At 72.0% G+C, this 24832-nt stretch carries 17 protein-coding genes and 4 tRNA genes; 11 read left to right on the top strand and 10 right to left on the bottom strand.

The features are described 5' to 3' along the window. Window positions 1-5: 5 nt before the first annotated feature. From ACFPZJ_RS08330 to purM, 4 genes are all read left to right on the top strand, one after another. A complete protein-coding gene (locus tag ACFPZJ_RS08330) occupies window positions 6-803 on the top strand; it encodes a maleylpyruvate isomerase family mycothiol-dependent enzyme (protein ID WP_381019171.1) in 798 nt (265 codons plus the stop codon). A 47-nt stretch (window positions 804-850) separates the two neighbouring features. Further along, window positions 851-1636 carry an META domain-containing protein gene (locus tag ACFPZJ_RS08325; protein ID WP_381019169.1) on the top strand — a complete coding sequence of 262 codons (786 nt, stop codon included), beginning with the start codon at window positions 851-853 and terminating at the stop codon, window positions 1634-1636. A 62-nt stretch (window positions 1637-1698) separates the two neighbouring features. Continuing rightward, window positions 1699-3228: an amidophosphoribosyltransferase gene (purF, locus tag ACFPZJ_RS08320; protein WP_381019167.1), complete on the top strand. Its 1530-nt coding sequence runs from the start codon at window positions 1699-1701 to the stop codon at window positions 3226-3228. A gap of 44 nt (window positions 3229-3272) precedes the next feature. Further along, window positions 3273-4352 (top strand): phosphoribosylformylglycinamidine cyclo-ligase, encoded by a 1080-nt coding sequence (purM, locus tag ACFPZJ_RS08315; protein WP_381019165.1) that lies wholly within the window; start codon window positions 3273-3275, stop codon window positions 4350-4352. A gap of 68 nt (window positions 4353-4420) precedes the next feature. Here the strand turns inward: purM and ACFPZJ_RS08310 are convergent, their stop codons facing one another. Both ACFPZJ_RS08310 and ACFPZJ_RS08305 read right to left on the bottom strand, forming a co-directional pair. Continuing rightward, window positions 4421-4669, bottom strand: coding sequence for a DUF3073 domain-containing protein (locus ACFPZJ_RS08310; RefSeq protein WP_381019164.1), 249 nt, complete (start codon window positions 4667-4669; stop codon window positions 4421-4423). Between the two features lie 300 nt (window positions 4670-4969). Continuing rightward, on the bottom strand, window positions 4970-6067 hold the full coding sequence (locus ACFPZJ_RS08305; protein WP_381019162.1) for a Leu/Phe/Val dehydrogenase: 1098 nt from the start codon (window positions 6065-6067) through the stop codon (window positions 4970-4972). 222 nt (window positions 6068-6289) lie between these two features. On the opposite strand from ACFPZJ_RS08305, the gene ACFPZJ_RS08300 reads away from it, so the two are divergent. Together ACFPZJ_RS08300 and bldC are read left to right on the top strand one after the other, a co-directional pair. Continuing rightward, window positions 6290-7132 carry a DUF8083 family protein gene (locus ACFPZJ_RS08300; protein WP_381019160.1) on the top strand — a complete coding sequence of 281 codons (843 nt, stop codon included), beginning with the start codon at window positions 6290-6292 and terminating at the stop codon, window positions 7130-7132. A gap of 566 nt (window positions 7133-7698) precedes the next feature. Next, window positions 7699-7905, top strand: a complete 207-nt coding sequence (bldC, locus tag ACFPZJ_RS08295; RefSeq protein ID WP_003949541.1) for a developmental transcriptional regulator BldC — start codon at window positions 7699-7701, stop codon at window positions 7903-7905. A gap of 448 nt (window positions 7906-8353) precedes the next feature. Here the strand turns inward: bldC and ACFPZJ_RS08290 are convergent, their stop codons facing one another. The 6 genes from ACFPZJ_RS08290 to ACFPZJ_RS08265 all read right to left on the bottom strand — a co-directional run bounded on the left by ACFPZJ_RS08290 (window position 8354) and on the right by ACFPZJ_RS08265 (window position 18035). Beyond that, a complete protein-coding gene (locus tag ACFPZJ_RS08290) occupies window positions 8354-8545 on the bottom strand; it encodes a DUF6274 family protein (RefSeq protein WP_381019158.1) in 192 nt (63 codons plus the stop codon). Window positions 8546-8773: 228 nt separating this feature from the next. Further along, a tRNA-Asp gene (locus ACFPZJ_RS08285) sits at window positions 8774-8848 on the bottom strand. A gap of 94 nt (window positions 8849-8942) precedes the next feature. Next, window positions 8943-12896 carry an ATP-dependent RNA helicase HrpA gene (gene hrpA / locus ACFPZJ_RS08280; protein WP_381019157.1) on the bottom strand — a complete coding sequence of 1318 codons (3954 nt, stop codon included), beginning with the start codon at window positions 12894-12896 and terminating at the stop codon, window positions 8943-8945. 240 nt (window positions 12897-13136) lie between these two features. Beyond that, a tRNA-Phe gene (locus tag ACFPZJ_RS08275) sits at window positions 13137-13210 on the bottom strand. 24 nt (window positions 13211-13234) lie between these two features. Beyond that, a tRNA-Asp gene (locus tag ACFPZJ_RS08270) sits at window positions 13235-13309 on the bottom strand. A gap of 163 nt (window positions 13310-13472) precedes the next feature. Beyond that, window positions 13473-18035: a CHAT domain-containing protein gene (locus ACFPZJ_RS08265; RefSeq protein ID WP_381019155.1), complete on the bottom strand. Its 4563-nt coding sequence runs from the start codon at window positions 18033-18035 to the stop codon at window positions 13473-13475. Between the two features lie 79 nt (window positions 18036-18114). On the opposite strand from ACFPZJ_RS08265, the gene ACFPZJ_RS08260 reads away from it, so the two are divergent. Beyond that, on the top strand, window positions 18115-18504 hold the full coding sequence (locus tag ACFPZJ_RS08260; protein ID WP_381019153.1) for a hypothetical protein: 390 nt from the start codon (window positions 18115-18117) through the stop codon (window positions 18502-18504). 30 nt (window positions 18505-18534) lie between these two features. After that, window positions 18535-19437 (top strand): hypothetical protein, encoded by a 903-nt coding sequence (locus tag ACFPZJ_RS08255; protein WP_381019152.1) that lies wholly within the window; start codon window positions 18535-18537, stop codon window positions 19435-19437. 99 nt (window positions 19438-19536) lie between these two features. Here the strand turns inward: ACFPZJ_RS08255 and ACFPZJ_RS08250 are convergent. Continuing rightward, window positions 19537-19612, bottom strand: a tRNA-Glu gene (locus tag ACFPZJ_RS08250). 102 nt (window positions 19613-19714) lie between these two features. Next, window positions 19715-21265, bottom strand: coding sequence for a metallophosphoesterase family protein (locus ACFPZJ_RS08245; protein WP_381019150.1), 1551 nt, complete (start codon window positions 21263-21265; stop codon window positions 19715-19717). 119 nt (window positions 21266-21384) lie between these two features. Between ACFPZJ_RS08245 and ACFPZJ_RS08240 the strand changes: the two genes are divergently transcribed. The 3 genes from ACFPZJ_RS08240 (at window position 21385) to ACFPZJ_RS08230 (ending at window position 24763) form a co-directional block, all read left to right on the top strand. Continuing rightward, the gene (locus ACFPZJ_RS08240; RefSeq protein ID WP_381019148.1) at window positions 21385-21735 is read left to right on the top strand and encodes a metallopeptidase family protein; all 351 of its coding nucleotides are present in this window, start codon (window positions 21385-21387) and stop codon (window positions 21733-21735) included. Between the two features lie 85 nt (window positions 21736-21820). Beyond that, complete coding sequence (locus ACFPZJ_RS08235) at window positions 21821-22309, top strand: hypothetical protein (protein WP_381019147.1); 489 nt, start codon at window positions 21821-21823, stop codon at window positions 22307-22309. A gap of 318 nt (window positions 22310-22627) precedes the next feature. Continuing rightward, window positions 22628-24763 carry a DEAD/DEAH box helicase gene (locus ACFPZJ_RS08230; RefSeq protein WP_381019145.1) on the top strand — a complete coding sequence of 712 codons (2136 nt, stop codon included), beginning with the start codon at window positions 22628-22630 and terminating at the stop codon, window positions 24761-24763. Window positions 24764-24832: the final 69 nt, after the last annotated feature.

Raw genomic sequence — 24832 nt, 5'->3', positions numbered from 1 at the left:
TCTCCATGCCACCGGCCAAGAAGCGCACCCGCACCTACGACCCCACCAAGATCCGCGCCGCCGTACTGGCCCAGTTCGGGAACGTGCGGTCGGCCGTCGCCGCCCTCACCCCCGACCAGCTCGCCCTCCCCACCCGGCTGGGCGACTGGACGGTCCGGGACCTGGTGGCGCACCTCGGGGCGACCCTGCGGGCGGTCTCCCACCTGGTCGGCCTGCCGGAGCCGGCCCGGCAGGACGGGACGCTGCTGGACTGGCCCTTCGCGATCGCCGCCGAGGCGCCGGACATCGCCGCCCACGCCCGTGAGCTTGCCGGGCGACACCCGGACCCGGACGCCTACCTCGCCGCCACCGAGGAACGCTTCACCGCCGACCTCGCCGCCCACCCTGGCACCCGGCTGCTCGCCACCAGCGCGGGCGCCCTGCCCCTCACCGACTACCTCGTCACCCGCACCGTCGAACTCGTCGTCCACACCGACGACCTCAACGCCGCCGTACCCGGCCTCGACGTCCCCTACGACCGCCAGGCCCTGGCCGCCTGCACCCGGCTGCTGGCCGACGCGCTGGCCGCCAGGGCCCCCGGCGGCTCGACGGAGGTGCGGATCCCGCCGTACGCCGTCGTGCAGTGCGTCGAGGGACCCCGGCACACCCGCGGCACCCCGCCCAACGTCGTCGAGACCGACCCGCTGACCTGGGTCCGTCTGGCGACCGGGCGGCTGACCTGGCGGGAAGCGGTCGACAACGCCGAGGTCAGGGCCAGCGGAGAGCGGGCGGACCTGTCGGCGTACCTGCCTGTCCTGGCCTGAGGTCCGCCGACGGGGAACCGATCACTCCGGCTCCCCGTCGAAGGGGCATGTACAGGCAGAAGCAGCGCATGACCCTGGCGGCCACCGCCGTGCTCGTCCCGCTCCTCGCGGCCTGCGGCAGCGAACAGGCGGGCGGCGGCAGCGGCTCGGTCGACGCCGGGACATCCGACAAGCCCGTGACCGGCGTCCTGTGGAGGGTCGACACGGTCACCGTCGACGGCACCGCCCACCGGGCCCCCGCCGACGCGCACGTCACCATCGGCGAGGGCGGCCGGGCCGAGGGCAGCTTCGGCTGCAACCACTTCAGCGCCCGGGCCGCCGTCGACGGCGACCGGATCCGGCTCAGCGACACCACGGCCACCGGGATGGCCTGCGAGAAGCAGCCCATGGACTTCGAACGGACCCTCGCCCGCACCCTCGTCGATGGCGCACTCAAGGCCCGGGGCGACGGCGACCGCCTCACCCTCACCACCGACGACGGCGACACCGTCCGCCTGACCAGGTCCGAGGACGCCCCGCTGTACGGCACCCAGTGGACCGTCACGAACCCGGCCGGAGCCGGCCGCGCCCAGCTCACCTTCGACGAGAAGAGGGGCACCGTCGCCGGCCGGCTCGGCTGCAACCACGTGAACGCCCAGGCCACCGTCGGCGACGGCACTATCACCCTCGGCCGCCCGTCCACGACCCGAATGGTGTGCGAAGACTCACTCATGGACACCGAGAAGACCCTGCTGCGCCTGTTCGACGGGCGTGTCAGGTATGAAGTCGATCACCGCACTCTCACGCTGACCAGCGAAAACGGGACAACCGTCCGTGCTGTCGCCGACCAGTGATCCACTTCTGAGGGCCCCTCCCCCATTCGGACCAGCGGTCGATCTCGCCTACACTCGGTGGCGTGCCACGTGGTGACGGACGACTCAACCACGACCTGCTCCCCGGTGAGAAGGGCCCCCAGGACGCCTGCGGCGTCTTCGGTGTCTGGGCTCCGGGCGAAGAGGTCGCCAAGCTCACGTACTTCGGGCTCTACGCCCTCCAGCATCGGGGTCAGGAATCCGCGGGTATCGCGGTCAGTAACGGCTCCCAGATCCTCGTCTTCAAGGACATGGGCCTGGTCTCCCAGGTCTTCGACGAGACCTCGCTCGGCTCCCTCCAGGGTCATATCGCGGTCGGTCACGCCCGCTACTCGACCACCGGTGCCTCCGTGTGGGAGAACGCCCAGCCGACGTTCCGCGCCACCGCGCACGGCTCCATCGCGCTCGGCCACAACGGCAACCTCGTCAACACCGCCCAGCTCGCGGAGATGGTCGCCGACCTGCCCAAGCAGGAGGGCGGCCGCACTCCGCGCGTGGCGGCCACCAACGACACCGACCTCCTCACCGCGCTCCTCGCGGCCCAGGTCGACGACGACGGCAAGCCGCTGACCATCGAGGAGGCGGCCGGCCAGGTCCTGCCCCAGGTGCGCGGCGCCTTCAGCCTCGTCTTCATGGACGAGCACACCCTGTACGCGGCTCGCGACCCGCAGGGCATCCGCCCGCTGGTCCTCGGCCGCCTGGAGCGCGGCTGGGTCGTCGCCTCCGAGACCGCCGCCCTCGACATCACGGGCGCCAGCTTCGTCCGCGAGATCGAGCCGGGCGAGTTCGTGGCCATCGACGAGAACGGCCTGCGCACCTCCCGGTTCGCGGAAGCGAAGCCCAAGGGCTGCGTCTTCGAGTACGTGTACCTGGCCCGCCCGGACACCGACATCGCCGGCCGGAACGTCTACCTCTCCCGCGTGGAGATGGGCCGCCGGCTCGCCAAGGAGGCCCCGGTCGAGGCCGACCTGGTGATACCGACCCCGGAGTCCGGCACCCCGGCCGCGATCGGCTACGCGGAGGCCTCCGGCATCCCCTTCGGCGCCGGCCTGGTGAAGAACGCGTATGTGGGCCGCACGTTCATCCAGCCCTCGCAGACCATCCGCCAGCTCGGCATCCGCCTGAAGCTGAACCCGCTCAAGGAAGTCATCAAGGGCAAGCGGCTGGTCGTCGTCGACGACTCGATCGTGCGCGGCAACACCCAGCGCGCCCTGGTCCGCATGCTCCGCGAGGCGGGCGCCGCCGAGGTCCACATCCGGATCTCCTCGCCGCCCGTGAAGTGGCCCTGCTTCTTCGGCATCGACTTCGCCACCCGCGCCGAGCTCATCGCCAACGGCATGAGCATCGACGAGATCGGCACCTCGCTGGGCGCCGACTCCCTGGCCTACATCTCCATCGACGGCATGATCGAGGCGACCACCATCGCCAAGCCGAACCTGTGCCGCGCCTGCTTCGACGGCGAGTACCCGATGGAGCTCCCCGACCCCGAGCTCCTCGGCAAGCAGCTCCTGGAGACCGAGCTGGCCGCCGGTACGGCCGCCCCGGCCGCGGTCGACGCGATCCGCCGCCCGTAGTCAGCCCGTTTCACCTGCCGTACGACACGAAAGCTCTCACAGCCATGTCTGAGACCCACAGTGCCGAGGGCGGCGCCAGCTACGCAGCCGCGGGCGTCGACATCGAAGCGGGCGACCGCGCCGTCGAACTGATGAAGGAGTGGGTGAAGAAGACCCAGCGCCCCGAGGTCCTCGGCGGCCTCGGCGGTTTCGCCGGCCTCTTCGACGCCTCCGCCCTCAAGAACTACGACCGGCCGCTGCTCGCCTCGGCCACGGACGGCGTCGGCACCAAGGTCGACATCGCCCGCCAGATGGGCGTCTACGACACCATCGGCCACGACCTGGTCGCGATGGTCATGGACGACATCGTGGTGTGCGGTGCCGAGCCGCTGTTCATGACCGACTACATCTGTGTCGGCAAGGTCCACCCCGAGCGTGTCGCCGCCATCGTCAAGGGCATCGCCGAGGGCTGCGTCCTGGCCGGCTGCGCCCTGGTGGGCGGCGAGACGGCCGAGCACCCCGGTCTGCTGGGCCCGGACGACTTCGACGTCGCCGGTGCCGGTACGGGCGTCGTGGAGGCCGACCGGGTGCTGGGCGCGGATCGTATCCGTAAGGGTGACGCGGTGATCGCCATGGCGTCCTCCGGGCTTCACTCGAACGGGTACTCCCTCGTCCGGCACGTCCTGCTGAACCAGGCGGGCCTCGCGCTGGACGCGCACATCGACGAGCTCGGCCGCACCCTCGGCGAGGAACTCCTCGAACCGACGAAGATCTACTCGCTGGACTGCCTGGCCCTGATCCGCACCACCGACGTGCACGCCTTCAGCCACGTCACCGGCGGCGGCCTCGCGGCCAACCTGGCCCGGGTGATCCCCGACACGCTGCACGCCGTCGTCGACCGCTCCACCTGGACCCCCGACCCGGTCTTCGACCTCGTCGGCAGGACCGGCCAGGTCGAGCGCCTGGAGTTGGAGAAGACGCTGAACATGGGCGTCGGCATGATCGCGATCGTGCCTCAGGAGTCCACGGACGTGGCCCTGGCGACGCTGGCCGACCGCGGGGTGGACGCGTGGGTGGCCGGCGAGATCACGGACAGGGGTGAGCACACCACCGGTGCCGCCCTGGTGGGCGACTACTCCGGCTGAGACCTGCGGGCAGCACAGAACCCGGTCGGTGACCGAGGTCACCGACCGGGAAAGTGCTCAGTGCAAGGTCAAGCGCCGCGACGCTGTTGCGAGGACTGGCCGTCCTCGTCCTCCTCGTCGTCCTCGTAGAGGTCGGCGTACCGTGCGTACAGGTCGTCGTCGTGCTCATCGTCCTCGAACCGGTCGCCGTTCGGCGACATGTTCGACGTCGATGCGCCCAGCTCCTCGGCCAGGCGTGCGAGGTCCGTCCCACCGCTGTTGTACTTCAGCTGGCGGGCGACCTTCGTCTGCTTGGCCTTGGCCCGGCCGCGCCCCATGGCTCGACCCCCTCAACGACGGGGCTCGACGGCCCCAGAGTCTTGACACGCGTTCATGGTCCAGAACGGACTCTCCGTGGAGAGGCCGATCCGTAGGGCTTCCACGGTACCTGAGCCCGCGCCCATACGGTACGTCGCCCGCACGACGTGCCCGCGCCCAGGACCTTCGAGGCGCCCCGTCCTCGCTGGTCAACCGCGATTTTAACCACTTATCGGCGGTCGACCCGCCGGTGGAAGTGAGAGTTCTCTCTAAGTGCCCACCGACGGGTACCGGTCAAACCTGTCTCCCGGTCTCCCGGATCAACGCCTCCGGCGTGCCTCCGCCATCCGCTGCTCGGCGATCCGGTCGGCCGCCGCGGCCGGCGGGATGCCGTCCGCCTTCGCTCGTGCGAATATGTCGAGCGTGGTGTCGTAGATCTTCGCCGCCTTGGCCTTGCACCGCTCGAAGTCGAAGCCGTGCAGCTCGTCGGCGACCTGGATGACGCCGCCGGCGTTCACCACGTAGTCGGGCGCGTAGAGGATCCCGCGGTCGGCGAGGTCCTTCTCCACGCCCGGGTGGGCGAGCTGGTTGTTGGCCGCGCCGCAGACCACCTTGGCGGTCAGCACCGGCACGGTGTCGTCGTTCAGCGCCCCGCCGAGCGCGCACGGGGCGTAGACGTCCAGGCCCTCGACGCGGATCAGCGCCTCGGTGTCGGCGACGGCCGTCACGCCCTCCGGGTGCCGGTCGAGGATCCGACGCACGGCCTCCTCGCGCACGTCCGTGACGACGACCTCGGCGCCCTCGTCGCGCAGGTGGTCGACCAGGTGGTGGCCGACCTTGCCGACGCCGGCGATGCCGACCTTGCGACCGCGCAGCGTCGGGTCGCCCCACAGGTGCTGGGCGGAGGCGCGCATGCCCTGGTAGACGCCGTAGGCCGTGAGCACGGAGGAGTCCCCGGCGCCGCCGTTCTCGGGGGAGCGGCCCGTCGTCCAGCGGCACTCGCGCGCGACGACGTCCATGTCGGCGACGTACGTGCCGACGTCGCAGGCGGTGACGTAGCGGCCACCGAGGGAGGCGACGAACCGGCCGTAGGCGAGGAGCAGCTCCTCGGTCTTGTCCCTCTCCGGGTCGCCGATGATCACGGCCTTGCCGCCGCCGTGGTCGAGACCGGCCATGGCGTTCTTGTACGACATCCCGCGCGCGAGGTTCAGCGCGTCGGCGACGGCCTCCGCCTCGGTCGCGTACGGGTAGAAGCGCGTACCGCCGAGCGCGGGGCCCAGGGCGGTGGAGTGGATGGCGATGACGGCCTTGAGGCCGCTGTCGCGGTCCTGGCAGAGCACGACCTGCTCATGGCCCCCCTGTTCCGACCGGAAGAGGGTGTGCAGTACATCAGCAGGTGCGCCGGTTACGTCGGTCACTGTGGTGACTCCTGAGTAAGTAGCGGCGGGTGGAGACCAGCTCCCGTGCGGGTGGCGGGGGCTGTGAGCATGAGATTAGAGCCTGGAGTGCCCGTCGGCCGCACAGTGCTCAGGATCACCTCCGAGCGGAGTACGTCCGTGCGACGATTTGCATAGATTTCCCGCGCGTTTGTGAGTGGGTTCCGCAGGTTTTCGCGACGGTGCGCGGGGGAGGGAGCAGGCGTGCCCAAGGTGTCCTCGGTGATCGTCCCCTACGCGACCTACCTTCGCGTCTACGAACCGCTGGCCGCCTTCCCGGAGCCGGAGCGCAGCCACTGGGCGCGCTACGCCCGCCGCACCGACCGCCCCTCGTACCAGGACGAACTCCGCCGCGCGCTGGCCGACTTGGCGCCGACCCCGCCGGTCCCGGTGCCGGTGCACGAGAGCGAGGACGCCTTCGTGCTCGATGCCGACGGGGTGCTGTGCGTCTGCCCCTGGCGCACCCGGCTGCGCGGCTGGCAGGCCCTGTCCGAGATCGCCGAGGAGCTTCCGCCGCCGGTCCTGGACGCGGTGCTGCCCCCGGTCCTGCGCCGCCAGGCCGCCCAGGACTACGAGCGCTGGCTGACCGACAACCCGGACGCCCGGCCCTGGATCCGCACGGCCACCTGGCAGGTCCCGATCAACTGGTTCGTGCTGGTCTCCGACGACGAGCGCGAGTACGACAAGGGCTCCGCCGACGAGGCCCCGGTGCTGCGCTACCGCACCCCGATGGTGCAGGCCCGGCGGCGGGTGGCGCGGGGTCTGCGGGCCCTGAAGGAGGCCATGGACGAGGGGCCGCTCATCGAGGGCCTGGTGGACGTGGGCCGGTGGCTGGAGGAGTTCCACCCACGCTCGTACGTGGAGCTCGACTACGGCGGTCTGGTGCACGCCCTCCCGGCCGGCGCGCTGGAGGACGACCATTCGGCGGCGGACGTGGCCGAGGGCATCGCGGCCCTGCGGCGCGGCGACGGGCCGGCCGCGGGGGCGGCCTACGGGCGGCTGGTGGAGCGCTGGCGGTCGGTGCGGGACCTGCGGTCCGCTAACTGAGGGCGGCCGGCCGCGCCTCCCGCGGCCCGTTTATAACGAACTGACGTTTGACGTGGCGCCCGTTTTGGGGTTTCGTCCTCGCACCGAGGTTCCTGAGGCGTCGTCAACAGGGGACGTAGGTCCCGTTCCGGGCGTATGTGTCAACCGTCTCATGCGTGACGGACTGCACTTACAAGACCCTTGCGCCCCTTGCCCCCCCTCGTGCCAAAATAGGACAAGGAGTCCGGGGAGGACTCCTTCCGTCCCGCTGCGGCCGGAATCTCTCGACATTGCATGCTTTGGGGGGTTTTGGTGACTCCAGAGCACCACTGTGACTGATCGTCACAGTGGCGTGACTGTCCGCTATGGCATGGTCCATCGGCTTCCGTCGCTGATGAACACCTGGGAGGGCAATTCCATCGGTTTGGCCGTGGCGGCTGGACAGATGGTGTAGTTGTAGTGCCGAGGACAAGCCGTTCGTCCTATAACCGACTCGACTCGCGTCCGCCATTTCGGGCAACGCGGGTCAAGGTGCAGAATTTAGAGGAAAGAACCGAGAAGGTTCGGTTCTCCCGAGGAGGCCGCTCATGACCGCTCGCACCCCTGATGCCGAGCCGCTGCTGACCCCGGCTGAGGTCGCCACCATGTTCCGCGTCGACCCGAAGACGGTCACGCGCTGGGCGAAGGCCGGCAAGCTCACGTCGATCCGCACGCTCGGCGGGCACCGCCGCTACCGCGAGGCCGAGGTCCGCGCTCTGCTCGCGGGCATCCCGCAGCAGCGCAGCGAGGCCTGAACAACTGAATAACCGGGCGGAACCGGCTGGTCCCCCAACTGGCCGAGACGTCCGGAACGACAGCTCCAAGCGACGCGGGTCCTGCCCCAACAGGCCCCACGCCCAAGCCGATCAGAGCTTTCCAGGCACGTAACAGGGTGCGTCGTCGATCGCGCTGGACTCCGCCGGGTCCAGCGCGATCTTTTTTGTGCGCCGGCCGTGGGGCGGGCAGAGCCCCTGTGAGCGGCCTTGTCGGAGTCTGGGGAGGGGTGTGGGGCCCCCTGTGGGAGACCGCTCAAGAGTGGTGCAATTGCACATATTAAATTGACCGGTTGTAGGCGAGGTGTAAGTACCGCCCTTCCCCAAACTCATGCGGTGACACCCGTCACATGCCAGAGAACTTGTTGCCACTGGCGTATGTGCGTTACGGGAAAGGGGTGTTGGGGTCGACGGCGGCCCTGCGGGGCGGTCAGGCGGTGGTCGGGGCCTCGTCCTCGACGGCCTCTTCCGGGCGCTCCGCGGGGCGCGGAGCGGAGGCCATCGCCAGCCGCAGCAGGTGGTGGCAGATCGGGCAGTGGCGGGTGAGGTGCCCGTAGGACGACGCGGCCGCCAGGTGCGCGCGGAGCAGTGCCCGGGTCTCGTGCCTAGCCGATGCCGCCATACGCCACCTCCAGGGGGCCCGTACCGAGAACAGGCCCTGGTTTCTGGGTACCGAGCGAATGTGACGCCGTCAAGACGCGGGGAGGGGCGGCCGAGGGGCGTACGGGGGCCGGGAACGGCGGTGGTCCCGGAACGGCGAAGTGCCGAGGGCCGGAACTGCTGAGGGCCGGAACGCGGAAAGGCCAGAACGCCCAAGAGCCCGGATCCGAAGATCCGGGCTCTTTCGATGCGGTCCTGACGGGATTTGAACCCGCGGCCTCCACCTTGACAGGGTGGCGAGCACTCCAAACTGCTCCACAGGACCAGGTTTCGCGGCGCCATTCGTGCGGTGCGCTGCGAGAAGAGACTGTACAGGAGGGTGAGCCCCCGGGTCGAACTCACCCTCCGTGCGGACGTCGTTACGGCGCCAGCGCGTCGATCGCCTTCACGATCCGCTTGTCGGAGACGGGATACGCCGTGCCGAGCGCGTGGGCGAAGTAGCTGACGCGGAGCTCCTCGATCATCCAGCGCACGTCGAGGACCTGCTGCGGGATCGGGCGGCCCTGCGGCATCTGCTCCAGCAGCCAGGCGTACTCGTCCTGCATCTCGTGGACCTTCTCCATGCGGGTGGTGTCCCGCTGGACGTTGGTCGGCATCTGCTGGAGGCGGCGGTCCGCGGCGATCAGGTAGCGCATCAGGTCCGGGAGCCGGCGCAGGCCGGCCTCGGTGACGAAGCCGGGCTTCACGAGCCCGTCCAGCTGCTTACGGACGTCCTGGAGGTTCGGCAGCAGCGCGGGGCTCCGTACGGCCTTCAGGCGGCGCTCACAGGCCTGCCAGGCGGCCAGGACCTGTTGCACCTGGCCGACCGCCCGGACGGTCGTGTCGACGATCTCGGCGCGGACCTTGTCGAACAGCTTCCGGTACGACTCCTCGTCCCAGGCCGGCCCGCCGAAGTCGGCGATCAGCCGGTCGGCCGCGGCCATCGCGCAGTCGTCGAACAGCGCCTGGACCGAGCCGTGCGGATTCGCGGACAGGGCGAGCTTCTGGGCGTTCGTCAACTTCTCGGATGCGAACTTCGCCGGATTGACCGGGATGTTGCGCAGGATCAGGCGGCGCGTGCCCTTCCACATGGCCTCGGCCTGCTCGGCCTCGGTGTCGAAGAGGCGTACGGAGACGGTGTTCGCGGTCGGTCCGTCGTCGACCAGTGCCGGGTACGCCTTGACCGGCTGGCCGGCGCGGCGTGTCTCGAAGACGCGGGTGAGCGTGCCGATCGTCCAGTCGGTCAGGCCCTCACGCTCCAGGGACTCGCCGCCCCGGCGCTCGGCGGTGGCCGCCGCGGCCTGGGAGAGGGCCTTGCGGGCCTTCGGCTTCAGTTGCAGCTTCAGCGCTTCCAGGTCCTTGTCCTCGGCGAGCTTGCGGCGTCGCTCGTCGACGATCCGGAAGGTGATCTTCAGATGGTCGGGGACCTTGGACCAGTCGAAGTCGTCCGCCTCGAAGGGCACGCCGACCATGCGCTTCAGCTCGCGCGCCATGGTCACCGTCAGGGGCTCCTGCAGGGGGACGGCCCTGTCCAGGAACGCCTTCGCGTAGTTCGGAGCCGGGACGTAGTTGCGGCGGATCGGCTTCGGCAGGGAACGGATCAGCTCGGTGACCAGCTCCTCCCTCAGACCCGGGATCTGCCAGTCGAAGCCCTCGTCCGTGACCTGGTTGAGGACCTGGAGCGGGATGTGGACGGTCACGCCGTCGGCGTCCGCGCCCGGCTCGAACTGGTAGGTGACGCGGAACTTCAGGTTCCCCTGCCGCCACGAGTCGGGGTAGTCGGCCTTGGTGACCTCGCCCGCCTTCTCGTTGATGAGCATCTCGCGCTCGAAGTCGAGGAAGTCGGGCTGCTCGTGGCGCTTGTGCTTCCACCAGGAGTCGAAGTGGGCGCCGGAGACGACGTGCTCGGGGATGCGCCGGTCGTAGAAGTCGAACAGCGTCTCGTCGTCGACCAGGATGTCCCGGCGCCGGGCGCGGTGCTCCAGCTCCTCGACCTCGGTGAGGAGTTTGCGGTTGTCGGCGAAGAACTTGTGGTGCGTGCGCCAGTCGCCCTCGACGAGCGCGTTGCGGATGAACAGCTCGCGGCTGACCTCCGGGTCGATGCGGCCGTAGTTGACCTTGCGCTGGGCGACGATCGGGACGCCGTACAGCGTGACCTTCTCGTACGCCATCACCGCGGCCTGGTCCTTCTCCCAGTGCGGTTCGCTGTACGTCCGCTTGAGGAGGTGGCCGGCGAGGGGTTCGACCCACTCGGGTTCGATTTTCGCGTTGACGCGCGCCCACAGGCGGGAGGTCTCGACGAGTTCGGCCGACATCACGAAGCGCGGCTGCTTCTTGAAGAGGGCCGAGCCCGGGAAGATGGCGAACTTGGCGTTGCGGGCGCCCAGGTACTCGTTCTTGTTGCCGTCCCTCACGTCCTTCATCCCGATGTGGGACAGGAGGCCGGCCAGGAGCGAGATGTGGATGCGGTCGGTCGGGGCGTCCTGCTCGTTGAGGTGGATGCCCATCTGCTTGGCGACCGTGCGCAGCTGGGTGTAGATGTCCTGCCACTCGCGGATGCGAAGGAAGTTCAGGTACTCCTGCTTGCACATCCGGCGGAAGGAGGACGAGCCCCGCTCCTTCTGCTGTTCGCGGAGGTAACGCCACAGGTTGAGGTAGGCCAGGAAGTCGCTCGTGTCGTCCTTGAAACGGGCGTGCTGCTGGTCGGCCTGGGTCTGCTTGTCGGCGGGGCGCTCGCGCGGGTCCTGGATGGACAGGGCGGCGGCTATGACCATGACCTCGCGGGCGCAGCCGTTCTTGTCGGCTTCCAGGACCATTCGGGCCAGACGCGGGTCGACGGGCAGCTGGGCCAGCTTGCGGCCGGTGTCCGTGAGCCGCTTGCGCGGATCCTTCTGGGTGGGGTCGAGGGCGCCCAGCTCCTGGAGGAGTTGGACACCGTCCCGGATGTTGCGGTGGTCCGGCGGGTCGATGAACGGGAACTTCTCGATGTCACCGAGGCCGGCCGCGGTCATCTGCAGGATGACGGAGGCGAGGTTCGTCCGCAGGATCTCGGCGTCCGTGAACTCCGGGCGCGCGTCGAAGTCCTCCTCGCTGTACAGCCGGATGCAGATGCCGTCGGACGTACGGCCGCAGCGGCCCTTGCGCTGGTTCGCGCTGGCCTGCGAGATCGGCTCGATGGGCAGCCGCTGGACCTTGGTGCGGTGGCTGTAGCGGGAGATACGGGCGAAGCCGGGGTCGATGACGTACTTGATGCCGGGGACCGTCAGGGAGGTCTCGGCGACGTTGGTGGCGAGGACGATCCTGCGTCCGGTGTGCGGCTGGAAGACGCGGTGCTGCTCGGCGTGCGAGAGCCGGGCGTAGAGGGGCAGGACCTCGGTGAACCGGTAGTTCTTCTTGGTGAGCGCGTCGGCGGTGTCCCGGATCTCCCGCTCCCCGGAGAGGAAGACGAGGATGTCGCCGGGCCCTTCGGCCATCAGCTCCTCGACGGCGTCCGTGATCGCGGTGATCTGGTCCCGGTCGGAGTCCTCGCCGTCCTCCTCCAGGAGCGGGCGGTAGCGGACCTCCACCGGATACGTACGACCGCTGACCTCGATGATCGGCGCGTCGTCGAAGTGCCGGGAGAAGCGCTCGGGGTCGATGGTGGCCGAGGTGATGACGACCTTGAGGTCGGGGCGCTTGGGCAGGAGCTGGGCGAGGTAGCCGAGCAGGAAGTCGATGTTGAGGGACCGCTCGTGGGCCTCGTCGATGATGATCGTGTCGTAGGCGCGCAGCTCGCGGTCGGTCTGGATCTCGGCGAGCAGGATGCCGTCCGTCATCAGCTTGATGAAGGTGGCGTCCGGGTCGACCTGGTCGGTGAACCGCACCTTCCAGCCGACGGCCTCGCCGAGGGGCGTGCTCAGTTCCTCCGCCACGCGCTCGGCGACGGTCCGGGCCGCGATCCGGCGGGGCTGCGTGTGCCCGATCATGCCGCGCACGCCCCGCCCGAGTTCCAGGCAGATCTTGGGGATCTGCGTGGTCTTCCCGGATCCGGTCTCACCGGCGACGATCACGACCTGGTGGTCGCGGATGGCCTCGGCGATCGCGTCCTTCTTCTGGCTGACGGGCAGCTGCTCGGGGTACGTGATCGCGGGTACGCGTGCACGCCGTTCGGCCATCCGCTGCTCGGCCCTGTCGACCTCCGCCTCGATCTCGCCGAGGACGGCGGCCCGGGCCTCCGGCTTACGGATCTTGCGCGCGCCTTCGAGCCTGCGCCCGAGCCGGTGCGCGTCGCGCAGGGACAGCTCGGTCAGACGGGGGGCGAGAGCGCCGAGGGCGGGGGCGGGGTGCGTAGACATACGGGATCCAGGATCTCATCCTCGGCAAATTCGTGGCTAACGCTTTTGCCTCCGGCGGCGGAGCCGGATCCCTGGGACGGCCTGGCCCTAGGACGCCATCGGGGCTGACGGCGAGCGACCGAGTCGGAGGTCACGACAGCGCACTGATCGCACTCGCCGCGGGCCGACGGGCCGAGCCAACACGAAAAACACCCCCTCTCGGGAGATCCCGAAGGGGGTGTTTGCCCTGAGGGGCGACGGTGGCTGGGGCCGGGGTCGAACCGGCGACCTTCCGCTTTTCAGGCGGACGCTCGTACCAACTGAGCTACCCAGCCACGAGGTTTCACGTGAAACCTCAGCGGTCCTGACGGGATTTGAACCCGCGGCCTCCACCTTGACAGGGTGGCGAGCACTCCAAACTGCTCCACAGGACCAAGCTGTTGCGTACGACAGTGTCGCACACGGCGATGTGGGTCTCCAAAACCGAGTGAAGAAAACCGCCGGAAGTTCGATCCCGTTGGCTGACCTGCACTTTGTCGGTGCCCGATGTCGCTGGATCAGCATATCAGAGCGTGGATGGTGCCCCGTACCGGTTAATCAGGGGCCCGTGTGGACGTACGCCGCCCACCACAAGGGGTCGGCGTTCCGGCGGCGCAGATCGTGGACGGCGTCGTGCAGGGCGTGGGCGGCGCGGCTCGGGTCCAGGGGGTGGTCCGGGGTGCGCAGGCCGGTGTAGAAGCTCTCGGCCACGCGCAGCGCGCAGGCGTCGTCCACCGCCCACTGGGCGGCCACCACGTGCGTGAACCCCGCCAGCTGCAGGGAACCGGCCAGGTGGACGGCCTCGTCGGGCAGCACGGCGGTGCCCCGCGCGGTCTCGCACGCCGACAGGAACGCCAGCCGGGCGTGCTCCAGCCGCAGCCGGGAGATGTCGGAGACCGTCAGCGGCCCGGCCTGCTCGTGGTCGTGCAGGTACAGCGCGCCGCCGGCCGAGTCGGACGGGTCCTGGGTGCCGTGGCCCGAGAAGTGCAGGAAGGCGTGGCCGGGCAGCGCGTGCAACAGGGCCCGGCGGGAGGCCTTAGGGCCGGTCAGGACGGTGGCGCCGGGGATCCGTCCGGCCAGCTTGCGCACCTCCTCGCGGGCGTGGGGCAGCGGGGGCAGACCGGGGGTGTCGGACTGGTCGACGGCCAGCATGCGGGCGCCGGCCGTCGCGCGGTGCTCCCGGGCCTGGGTGGCCAGGGCGCGCAGGGTCGTCGTGTACGAGCAGACGTACCGGTCCGGCAGGACGCGCGACCCGTCGCCGGCGGGGCCGTAGTGGCCGGCCGCGTGCAGGGGCAGCAGGGAGAGCAGGCCCGTGGGGCACCACCACAGGCGGGAACCGGTGGGTTCCCGCAGGGTGGCCAGGACGGGCTCGGCCACCACGTCCCAGAGCCAGGCCAGCGTGTGGGTCAGGACCCGCTGGGCCCGCCAGGCGTCCGCGGGGGAGCGGCCGAGCGCGGCCAGCGCGTCCAGCAGGGCCTCGGCCCGTTCGAGCAGTCCGCCCTCGTCGGTCAGGCGCAGGTCGGGCAGGGGGACCACGTGCAGACCGGCCCGGGTGACGACGAGCGCGTCGCAGCGCAGGGTGCTGGTGTTCACGACCACGACGGGGCCGTGCTCGGCGGCGTCCCGCAGCCGTTCCAGGGAGGGCAGCCGCAGGAAGTCCTCCAGCCCGGGCAGCCGGCGCGCCCGGTCGACCAACTCGTCCATCTCCCGGGCCAGTTCGCGGCGCTGCTCGGCCGCCCTGCGCTGCTCGCGCAGCAGGCGGGCGGGGTCCGCCCCGCTCGCCGGGTTCGGGTCAGGGCCGGATGTCTCCAGCAGGGTCCGGATCTCCCGGATGCGGTCGGCGAGCCGTGGGTCCCGCTCGCGCAGGTCCGTCATGTCGTCGCGGGCGTCCAGCGCCTGCGCCAGCAGTACGCCCCGGCCCTGTTCCAGCAGGCGCAGGGCCTCCTCGGAGCGGCCGGCGTTCAGGGCCGCGGCGGCCGCCTCGCCGGCCAGGCCGACCGCCCGGCCGAGCGCGTCGATCCGGTCCTCACGGTCCAGGCCGTGCCAGGCCACCAGCGGCAGCTCGGCGACGGCGGCCCGGTGGGCGTCCAGCGCCTCGTTCCAGTCCCCGGCGGCACCGGCCGCCCGGCCCCAGGCGCGCGCGGCCCGTAACCGTACGGACGCCGGGGCCGTGGTGACACCGGTGGTCTCGCGGTACAGGTCGTACGCCAGCAGCAGGTCGTCCGGGTCCCCCTCCACGCGCGAGCGCATGACCAGGGCCGAGGCGAGGTTGACCAGGGCGGTGAAGCGCTGCGGATCGCCCTCGGGGGAGATTCGCAGGGCGGCGCGGGCGGCACGCGCGGCCTCCGCGACGTCGTCGGCGTCCGCGTCGGTGGCGGCCCAGGGGTCGCCGTCGCCGCAACGGGACATCAGCGCCATGGCGAGGTTGGACAGCAGGAGCGCGCGCTGCGGATGGCCGGCCGGGCAGAGGCGCACGGCGTGCCGCAGGCATTCCACCGCCTCGGCGGCGTCGGCCCGCCGGCCCGTGCTGTGAAAGCGGCGCCGCAGCGCGAGCGCCAGATTGCTCAGGCACGTCCCGCGCTGCGGGTGGCCGTCGGGCGTGGCGTCGGCGGCGGCACGGGCCGCCTTGATGCCTTCGTCCAGGTCGGCGGCCGAGCGGGTCCGCCGGTGGCGGGACAGGAGGGCCAGGGCGAGGTTGCCCAGGTGCAGGGCGCCGTCCACCTGCCCGTCCGGCAGGGCCGCGACCGCGGCGCGGTGCGCCTCGATCGCCTCGTCCAGGTCGGCCAGGGCCCCCGACAGCTCGTGGCGCCGGCGCAGCACGGTCCCGAGGTTGGTCAGGTGGACGACGCGTGCGGAGGTGTCCGTGGCGGGGGTGGCGTCCACCGACTCCCGGCTCGCCCGGATCGCTTCGGCCAGGTCCTCCTGAGCTCCGTAGCGGGAGTAGCGGGCGAGGAGCGTCGTGCAGAGGTTGGAGAGGTAGGTCGCGCGGTCCCGGTGGTCGTGCGGCAGGACCGTGAGGGCCGCGCGGCTCAGCTCGACGGACCGGTCCAGGTCCGCGCGTGTTCCCTGGCGCTCGGCGCGGACCCGCAGCACCGCGCCCAGGTTGGAGAGCGTCATCGCGCGGCTCATCGGGGAGCTGTGCCTGGACCGGGGCGCGTCGTCGGCGCGCAGCGCACCCTCGAACCGTTCCACGGACTCGTCCAGGACGGCGAGATCGTCGGACTGCTGGTACACCGTCTGAAGGGTGCGGCCGAGGTTGAACAGCACCTGCCCGGCGTGCGGGTCGTCCTCGCCGGTGAGCCGTTCGAAGGCACGGCGGTTCCAACGCACCGCCGCCTCGAGGTCGTCCGGGTCGCCCCGGCGGTTGAACCGCCGCATCAGGACGGCGCCGAGGTGGGACTCGTCGACGACGCTGTCCGGGTCGTCGGGCTGGAGGGCGATCGCCTCCTCGAACGCGCCGATCGCCTCGTCCAGGTCGGCCGGTGACGTGGTGAGGTCGAAGCGGCGGCTCAGGGCGAGGCCCAGATAGGACAGGCACGTGACGCGGGCACCGGGATGGAACCCGGTCAGCAGCGCACGGGCCCCGCGCAGTGCCGCGACGGCCTCCTCCGCGTCGTCCGGCGAGCCGGTCCACTGCGCCCGCGCGAGCAGCGCCTCCCCGAGGACGGTGAGCGGCACGCCCCGCTGCGTGCCCTCCTCGGTGCGGCGGACGCTGTGCCGCAGCGCCTCGATCGCGTCGGCGACGTCGGCCGGTTCGCCGTACTCCCGGAACCGGGCCAGCAGGATCCGGCCCAGGTCGTAGAAGTGCTCCGGGGCGCTGTCGCCCCGGGTGCTCTCCCGCAGCAGGGCCACGGCCTCGTCGATGTCCGCGCGCCGGCGCAGCCATCGGAACCTCAGCCGCAGGGCCAGCGCCAGGGCTCCCGCGACGCCGGTCCGGTCGGAGCTCGCGGCGGGTACGGTCGCCAGCGCCCGGCGCGCGGTGTCGACCGCGGCGTCGAGGTCGGCGGTCGCCCCCGTCGTGCCGGCCCGGGTGCGGAGGATGCCGCTGAGGCCGACCAGATGACCGTGGTGGCCCGGGCGGCCCGGAGGGCACTCCGCCACGGCCCGCCTCGCCGCGTCGACGGCGGCGTCCAGGTCGTCCTGCCGGCCGTGCCGCAGGAACCGCTGGTCCAGCGCGCGCCCCAGGTTGGCCAGGAACACCGGCCGCTGCGGGTCGCCCGGCGCCGCGTGGTGTACGGCGCGGCGGAGCTCCTCGGTCGCCGTGTCGAGGTCGGTGAGCGCTGCGGTCCGCTCGTACCGCAGCAGCAGCGCGAAGCCCGCGTTGGAGTGGAACAGCGCCTGCGGCTCGGGCGCGACCCGTACGGACTCCAGGCCCGCGTCGACGGCGGCGTCCAGGGCGGCGGGGTCCTCGTTCAGCGCGAACCACACGGTCAGCGCGCCGCACAGGTTGGCCAGGTACATGGCCCGGCCGGGGTCGTCCGGCGAGGCCAGTTCCAGGGACTGCCGGCCCAGCGCGACCGCCTCCACGAGGTCCGTCTCGTCCCCGCGCACGCCGTGCCGGAACCGCAGCGCGCAGCCCAGGTTCGACAGGATCATGGCACGCTCGGGATGCGACGTGGCCAGCAGACCGTCCAGGCTGCGCCACAGGGCGATCGCCTCGTCCAGCGCGTCGGCGTCCCCGGCCGTCTGCCAGTGTGCGAACACCTCCAGCGCGCGCAGGGACAGGCTCTCCAGATCCTCCACGGGCGGTACGGGAACCGTGGCGACGGCCTGCCGCAGGTCCTCGGGCACCTCCTGCGGTGCGAACCGCGCGACCAGGGCGAACAACGTCAGCGTCCGCTGCGCCTCGGGCCTGCCCGCCACGGAGTCCGGCCCCAGGAGCACGCACCGGGCGTGGTGCAGATGGGCGAGCGCGGCCAGCACGAACCGGTCCAGGACCAGCAGCGGACCGCCGTCCCGCTCCGGCCCGCGCAGCACGAAGGCACGCAGCTCGTCCGCCTCGGCCAGGGCGGCCGGGTCCAGCACCGCGTCCTGGACGCCCTCCGTGTGGAGCACCTCCAGGCGCCGGCCGAGCCGTTCGGCGAGCAGTTCGGCCCGCGCCCAGCCACTGTCGTCCCGCATCGTCCGCCCCCGTAGGCCGCCCTCGCGTCACGTCCAGGGCATCATGATGGTCCATCAACTCCCCGGGGGAGGAGAGGACATGGAGACGGCTGAGCTGCTGGGCGTGTTGTGCCGGGCCCTTCCCGAGCTGCGGACGGTGGCCGAGGAGACCGGTGACGGCACCGCCCTGGAGGAGCTCCTGGCGGCGGCCCGGCGCGGCGAGCCGGTCATCGACCGGCTGCGGCAGCTCGGGCTGCTGGAGCTGCTGGACACCTGGGCGCCCCGCCGGCCGCCGGCCGACGTGCGGGGGCCGGCGTCGCCGCCCGGCGGGGGCGGGCTGGTCGCCCTGCCCGGCGTGGACGGCTCGGGGCACGTCGCCCACGGCCGCTACCGCTGCCCGGCCCGCACCTGCCGCCGTGCGGAGCTGCCGCGCCCCGGTGACGACCTGCCGATGTGCGCCCTGCACGGCCGCCCGCTGCGCTTCGGCTGACCGAGTGGACGCCGGGGAGGGACGGAGCCGATGAACGCGGTGCTGGCCGAGCTGGGCCGCAAGTACGTGGAGCGCTGGGTGACGCTGCTCGTCCTGCCCGGACTGCTGTACGTGGCGGGCGCGGCGGCGGCGTACCGGCTGGGCCACGCCCACTGGGCGGACCTGGGGCGCCTGACCGGTCTGCTGGACCGGGGCGGCCCGCTGGACGGCCGGAGACCGTCGTCGGTGTGGCTGCTCGCGATCGTGGTGCTGCCGCTGCTGTCGGCCGCCGCCGGACTGGCCGCCCAGGGTGTCGCCGCGGCCCTGGGCCGGCTGTGGTTCGAGCCCTGGCCCGCCGGGGCGGACCGGCTCGCGCGGCGGTGGACGGCGGCCCGCGCCGGGCGGTGGGCGGCGGCCGACCGGGCGTACCGGGAGGAGCTGGAGCGGGCCGGTGCCCGGCCGTCGGCCGCGGACCGGGCCCGGCTCGACGCCCTCGCGGCCCGCCGCAACGGCATCGCGCTGCGGCCACCGTCCCACCCCACCTGGACGGGGGACCGGCTCGGCGCGGTCGACGCCCGGGTGTGGGGGTGGTACCGGCTGGACGTGGTGTTCGCCTGGCCGCGGCTGTGGCTGGTGCTGAACGAGTTCGAGCAGGGCTCCCTGCGCGCCGCGCGCACCGAGCTCGACGCGGCCGTCGCCCTCGCGGGCTGGGGCGTGCTGGCGGTGCTGCCGGGACTGTGGTGGTGGCCCGCGCTGTGCGTGGCGGCGGTGCTGTTCCTGGTGGGCCTGCGCCGGACGCGCGGGGCCGTGGACACCCTGGCGCATCTCACCGAGGCCGCGTTCGACCTGCGGGGCGCCACCCTCGCGCGAAGGCTCGGCTTCGACGTACCGGCGGGGCGCCTGGACCCGGAGACCGGCGCGCAGGTCACGGCGCATCTGCGCAAGCACGCGTGAGCGCGGGCGGTCCTGAGGACGCCCGGGCACGCTGCGAGCAGCGCCCGGGCACACAAAAGCCCACTCTCACGCGGAGAGTGGGCTCGTGTACGCCTTCGGTGGTGCCCCCAACGGGATTCGAACCCGTGCTACCGCCTTGAAAGGGCGGCGTCCTAGGCCGCTAGACGATGAGGGCTATCGGCCCGCCTGGGCGCTTCTCAGCGCGTCGGGGACGTGAGAAGCATATGGGATGGCGGGGGGGATCGCCAAAACGGTTTACGTAGATCGCCGCGGCGGTTCACGGCGAACCGCTCGGAGCGGGCGTCGACGGCGTGGGCGACGGCGTCGTCGCGCCCGGCTGGTTCTCCTCCGCGAGGTGGCGGCTGACCTCGGCGGTCGTCAGGCCGAGCCCGCCCAGTTCGATGGCGTCCCAGGCCTGGAGACGGCGGGTGTCGCGGTCGAAGTACAGGATCGACGCCTCGATCGGGTCCGGGTACTTGCCCTCGATCGCGCGCAGGCCGCTGCCGCCGGTGGAGCCCTCCACGCGCAGCCGCGTGCCGTACTTCATGATCTCCATCTCCTCGTGGTGGATGTGGCCGGCCAGGACCAGCGGCACCTCCCCGTCCACCTCGCGGGCCGCCGACGGCTCGTGGGCGATGGCCACGTCGACCGGGGTGCCGGCGGCCCGCTGGTCGCGCAGCGCCGAGGCCAGCCGGGCGCCCGCCAGTTCCTGCGACTGCTGGGCGCCGGGCTTCTTCGAGCGGTCGGGGGTGAACTGCGGGTCGCCGATGCCCGCGAAGCGCAGTCCGTCGATCGTCTCCGCCCGGCCCTCGTCCAGGACGTGCACGTTCTTCAGGCCCTCCAGGTAGCGCTGGGTGACCATCGAGTCGTGGTTGCCGCGCACCCAGACGTACGGGGCGCCCAGGTCCTCGATCGGGTCCAGGAAGCCGTTCTCGGCGGCGGTGCCGTGGTCCATCGTGTCGCCGGAGTCGACGATCACGTCCACCTCGTACTGCTCCACGAGCGAGGCGATGATCTTCCAGCTCGCCGGGTTGAGGTGGATGTCCGACACGTGCAGGACCCGGATGGTGGACGGGTCGGGCGCGTAGGCCGGGAGCGTGGACGTGGCGTCGTACAGCTTCGTCACGTTGGTCACCAGGCGCGCCAACTCCTTCTGGTAGACGTCGAACTCGGTGACGATGCTGCGTGCGTTGCCGACCAGCGACGGGGCGGACGACAGCAGTCCGGAGAACTTCGGCTCCAGGACCGAGTCGGGGCGCCAGGTGGCGTACGCCGTCCCGCCCGACGCGGCCAGGAGGGCGAGGGCCAGTCCGCCGGCGGCCAGGGCGCGGCGCGGACGGCGGTAGACGGCCAGGCCCAGCGCGGTCGCGCCCGAGACGACCGCGACGCAGGAGCGCACGGCCAGGTCGAGGGTGCCGCGGCCGACGTCCCGGGTGACCTCGTCCTGGAGGCCCGAGAGGCGCTCGGGGTGGTCGACCAGGGCCTGGGAGCGGACCGGGTCGAGCTGGTCGACGTTGACGTCCAGACGCACGGGGGCCACGTGGCTGTCCAGCCTCAGGGCCCCGAGGGGCGAGACGTTGATCTTCGTGCCGCCCGTGAACGAGGGGCGCAGAGTCATCGTCGTGTCCATGGGCCCCACCGGGACCCGTACGTTGCCCACGATCAGCAGGCCCAGCCAGGCGCCGAGCAGCACGACGGCGACGAGCCCGACGGCACGGACCCACGGGTGCGGCTGCGGCACCAGCTCCATCGTCGTGGGCGCCTGACGGGAACGGTAGTGGCGGGCGAGGGCGCGCGGGACCCTACGGATGCGGTTCTGGACGCTCATGAGCTTCGGGACTGCGGCGGGGACGCGGGCACATTGGTCCCGTATGCCCAAGTCCCACCCCGGATATGCGAACCGTCCGGCGGCTCTCGTACGGCTGTGTCGTACCCGACAATGGGACTGTGCTGGAGATGACGCGCGAGGAGTTCGAGGAGCTGGTCGCCGAGGCGCTCGACCGGATTCCGCCGGAGCTGACGCGACTGATGGACAACGTCGCGGTGTTCGTCGAGGACGAACCCCCGGCGGACGATCCCGAGCTGCTCGGGCTGTACGAGGGGACCCCGCTGACCGAGCGTGGCGAGTGGTACGCCGGTGTGCTGCCGGACCGCATCACCATCTACCGGGGGCCGACGCTGAGGATGTGCGCGTCGCGGGAGGACGTCGTCGCCGAGACGGAGATCACCGTGGTGCACGAGATCGCGCACCACTTCGGCATCGACGACGCGCGGCTGCACGCACTCGGGTACGGCTGAGCAGCCGCCGAGGCGGGGCGCGTGTCCTCTTGCGGGCGGCGGGAGTTGGGCACGTCGACTCGTCACTCGCCCCGGAGGTGGCCCCGTGCGCCCCTTGAACGTACCCGCTCGCCTGGCCGCCACGGTCGTGGCCGTCGCCGCTGCCGCCGGTTGCATGAGCGTCGGCCACGACGGCGCGGGCGGGAGCGCCAGGTCGCCGCACTCCGCCGGGCAGCAGGGCGGCAAGGCGCCCGACGGCGGGTCGGCGGTGTCGGGCGGCGGCGCCGGGTACGACGCGGCGGCGGACGGCGAGGACGGGCCCGGCAAGGGGAAGGGCAAGGACCGCAAGGGCAAGGACCGCAAGAGGAAGCCGCCGGCCCCCGGGGCGACGCCGTCCGCCGTGGCGAGCGGAACCGCACCGGCGGACGACAAGCCGGGCGAGCCCGCCGGGCCGACCCCCGAGCGGCCCGCCCCGCCGAGCCCCACCCGGACGGCCGAACCGGAGCCCACGCCCACACCCCCTGAGCCGTCCGCCACCCCGGAGCCGACGGTGCCCGAGCCGTCGTCCTCGGCCAACGAGCCGCCGGGGCCGTAGCCGGCCCACCGGGAGCCGGCACCGCAGGCGGGGGCACCGGCGTAGGAATAGGCGCCCGGGCCGCCGCGTTGGTGTGGGACACTGTCCTTCTGCTGTCGTACGCCTCATCTGCCGCCCGGTTTGCCTTCGGGGGCCCGGGGTGCGTATGGTGGCAGATCGTTTGATCCCATTTGCCCGGCGCCAACGCAGAGCGCGCCGTGTGGCGCGTACTCTCCCTTGCCGTGGTGGACCGCATCGAGGCGGTCGTATTGCGAATCGCGAATCACGGAGTTGACGGGCGCGTGCCGACGAGACGACTCCGGAAGGTTTCGCATTCGCATGTCCATCGCCAGTACTGATCACGTCGTCGTGCCCGAGAGCACCGAGGACATCCCCCAGGCCGCCGAGCTCACCTTCGCGGACCTCGGGCTGCCCGAGGGCGTCGTGCGCAAGCTCGCGCAGAACGGCGTGACCACCCCCTTCCCGATCCAGGCCGCGACCATCCCGGACGCCCTGGCCGGCAAGGACATCCTCGGCCGTGGCCGCACCGGCTCCGGCAAGACCCTCTCCTTCGGCCTGCCGACCCTGGCCACGCTGGCCGGCGGCCGCACCGAGAAGCACAAGCCGCGGGCCGTCATCCTCACGCCGACCCGTGAGCTCGCCATGCAGGTCGCCGACGCGCTCCAGCCGTACGGCGACGTCCTCGGCCTGAAGATGAAGGTCGTCTGCGGCGGCACCTCCATGGGCAACCAGATCTACGCCCTGGAGAAGGGCGTCGACGTGCTGGTCGCCACCCCGGGCCGGCTGCGCGACATCATCAACCGCGGCGCCTGCTCCCTGGAGAACGTGGAGATCGCCGTCCTCGACGAGGCCGACCAGATGTCCGACCTGGGCTTCCTGCCCGAGGTCACCGAGCTGCTCGACCAGGTCCCGTCGGGCGGCCAGCGGATGCTGTTCTCCGCGACCATGGAGAACGAGATCAAGACCCTCGTCGACCGCTACCTCAACGACCCCGTCTCGCACGAGGTCGACGCGGCGCAGGGCGCGGTGACGACCATGTCGCACCACATCCTCATCGTGAAGCCCAAGGACAAGGCGCCGGTCACCGCGGCCATCGCCTCCCGCAAGGGCCGCACCATCATCTTCGTCCGCACCCAGCTGGGCGCCGACCGTGTCGCCGACCAGTTGCGCGAGGCCGGTGTGAAGGCCGACGCGCTGCACGGCGGCATGACCCAGGGCGCCCGCACCCGGACGCTGGCCGACTTCAAGGACGGGTATGTCAACGTCCTCGTCGCGACGGACGTCGCCGCGCGCGGCATCCACGTCGACGGCATCGACCTCGTCCTGAACGTCGACCCGGCCGGCGACCACAAGGACTACCTGCACCGCGCCGGACGGACGGCGCGTGCCGGCCGCACCGGCACGGTGGTCTCCCTCTCCCTGCCGCACCAGCGGCGCCAGATCTTCCGGCTGATGGAGGACGCGGGCGTCGACGCCACGCGCCACATCATCCAGGGCGTCGGCGCCTTCGACCCGGAGGTCGCCGAGATCACCGGCGCCCGGTCGATGACCGAGGTCCAGGCCGAGTCCGTGGGCAACGCGGCGCAGCAGGCCGAGCGCGAGGTCGCCCAGCTCACCAAGGAGCTGGAGCGTGCCCAGCGGCGCGCGACCGAACTGCGCGAGGAGGCCGACCGGCTGCTTGCCCGGGTCGCGCGGGAGCGGGGCGAGGTTCCCGAGGCCGTGGCCGCCGAGTCCGCCGAGTCCGTGGAGGCCGGGGCCGGCGTCGAGGTCTCGGTGCCGGCGCAGCCGACCGCGCAGGACGTCGAGTCGGGCGACCGCGAGGAGCGCACGAAGCCTTCGTACGACCGGCGGGACGAGCGGCGGGACGAGCGGGGCGGCTTCGGCCGTGACCGGTACGCCGACCGTGACCGTGGCGGCCGTTCCTTCGAACGGCGCGACGAGCGCGGCGGGTTCAACCGCGACCGTGACCGGGACCGTGGTGCCGACCGCCGGGACGGCGACCGTGGCGGCTTCCGCCGTGACGACCGGGGTGACCGGGGCGACCGCGGCGGGCGTTCCTTCGACCGTGACCGCGGCTACGAGCGCCGCGACAACGACCGGGGCTTCCGCCGGGACGACCGCGGCGGTGACCGTGCCGGCTTCCGTCGCGACGACCGGGGTGACCGGGGCGACCGCGGCGGGCGTTCCTTCGACCGTGACCGTGGCGGCCGTCCCTTCGAACGGCGCGACGAGCGGGGCGGGTTCAACCGCGACCGCGACCGTGGCGGCTTCCGCCGGGACGAGCGCGGTGGGCACCGCGGCAGCGACCGTCCGTTCAACCGCGACCGCCAGGGCGACCGCCCCGGCTTCCGCACCGGCGGCCACGAGCGTCCCTACGGCCGCCGTGACGACCACCGCGGCGGCGGCTCCTTCGGCCGCCGCGAGGACAAGCCGCGCTGGAAGCGCAACGGCTGACGCCTCCGACTGATCCCGGAAGGGCCCGCACGACTCAGGTCGTACGGGCCCTTCCGGCGTTCCGGCGCT

The sequence above is a fragment of the Streptomyces bullii genome (assembly GCF_042657145.1).
GTDB classification, from domain to species: domain Bacteria; phylum Actinomycetota; class Actinomycetes; order Streptomycetales; family Streptomycetaceae; genus Streptomyces; species Streptomyces bullii.
The sequence above is the reverse complement of the archived record's forward strand: the minus strand, read 5'-3'. Positions and strand labels throughout refer to the sequence as shown.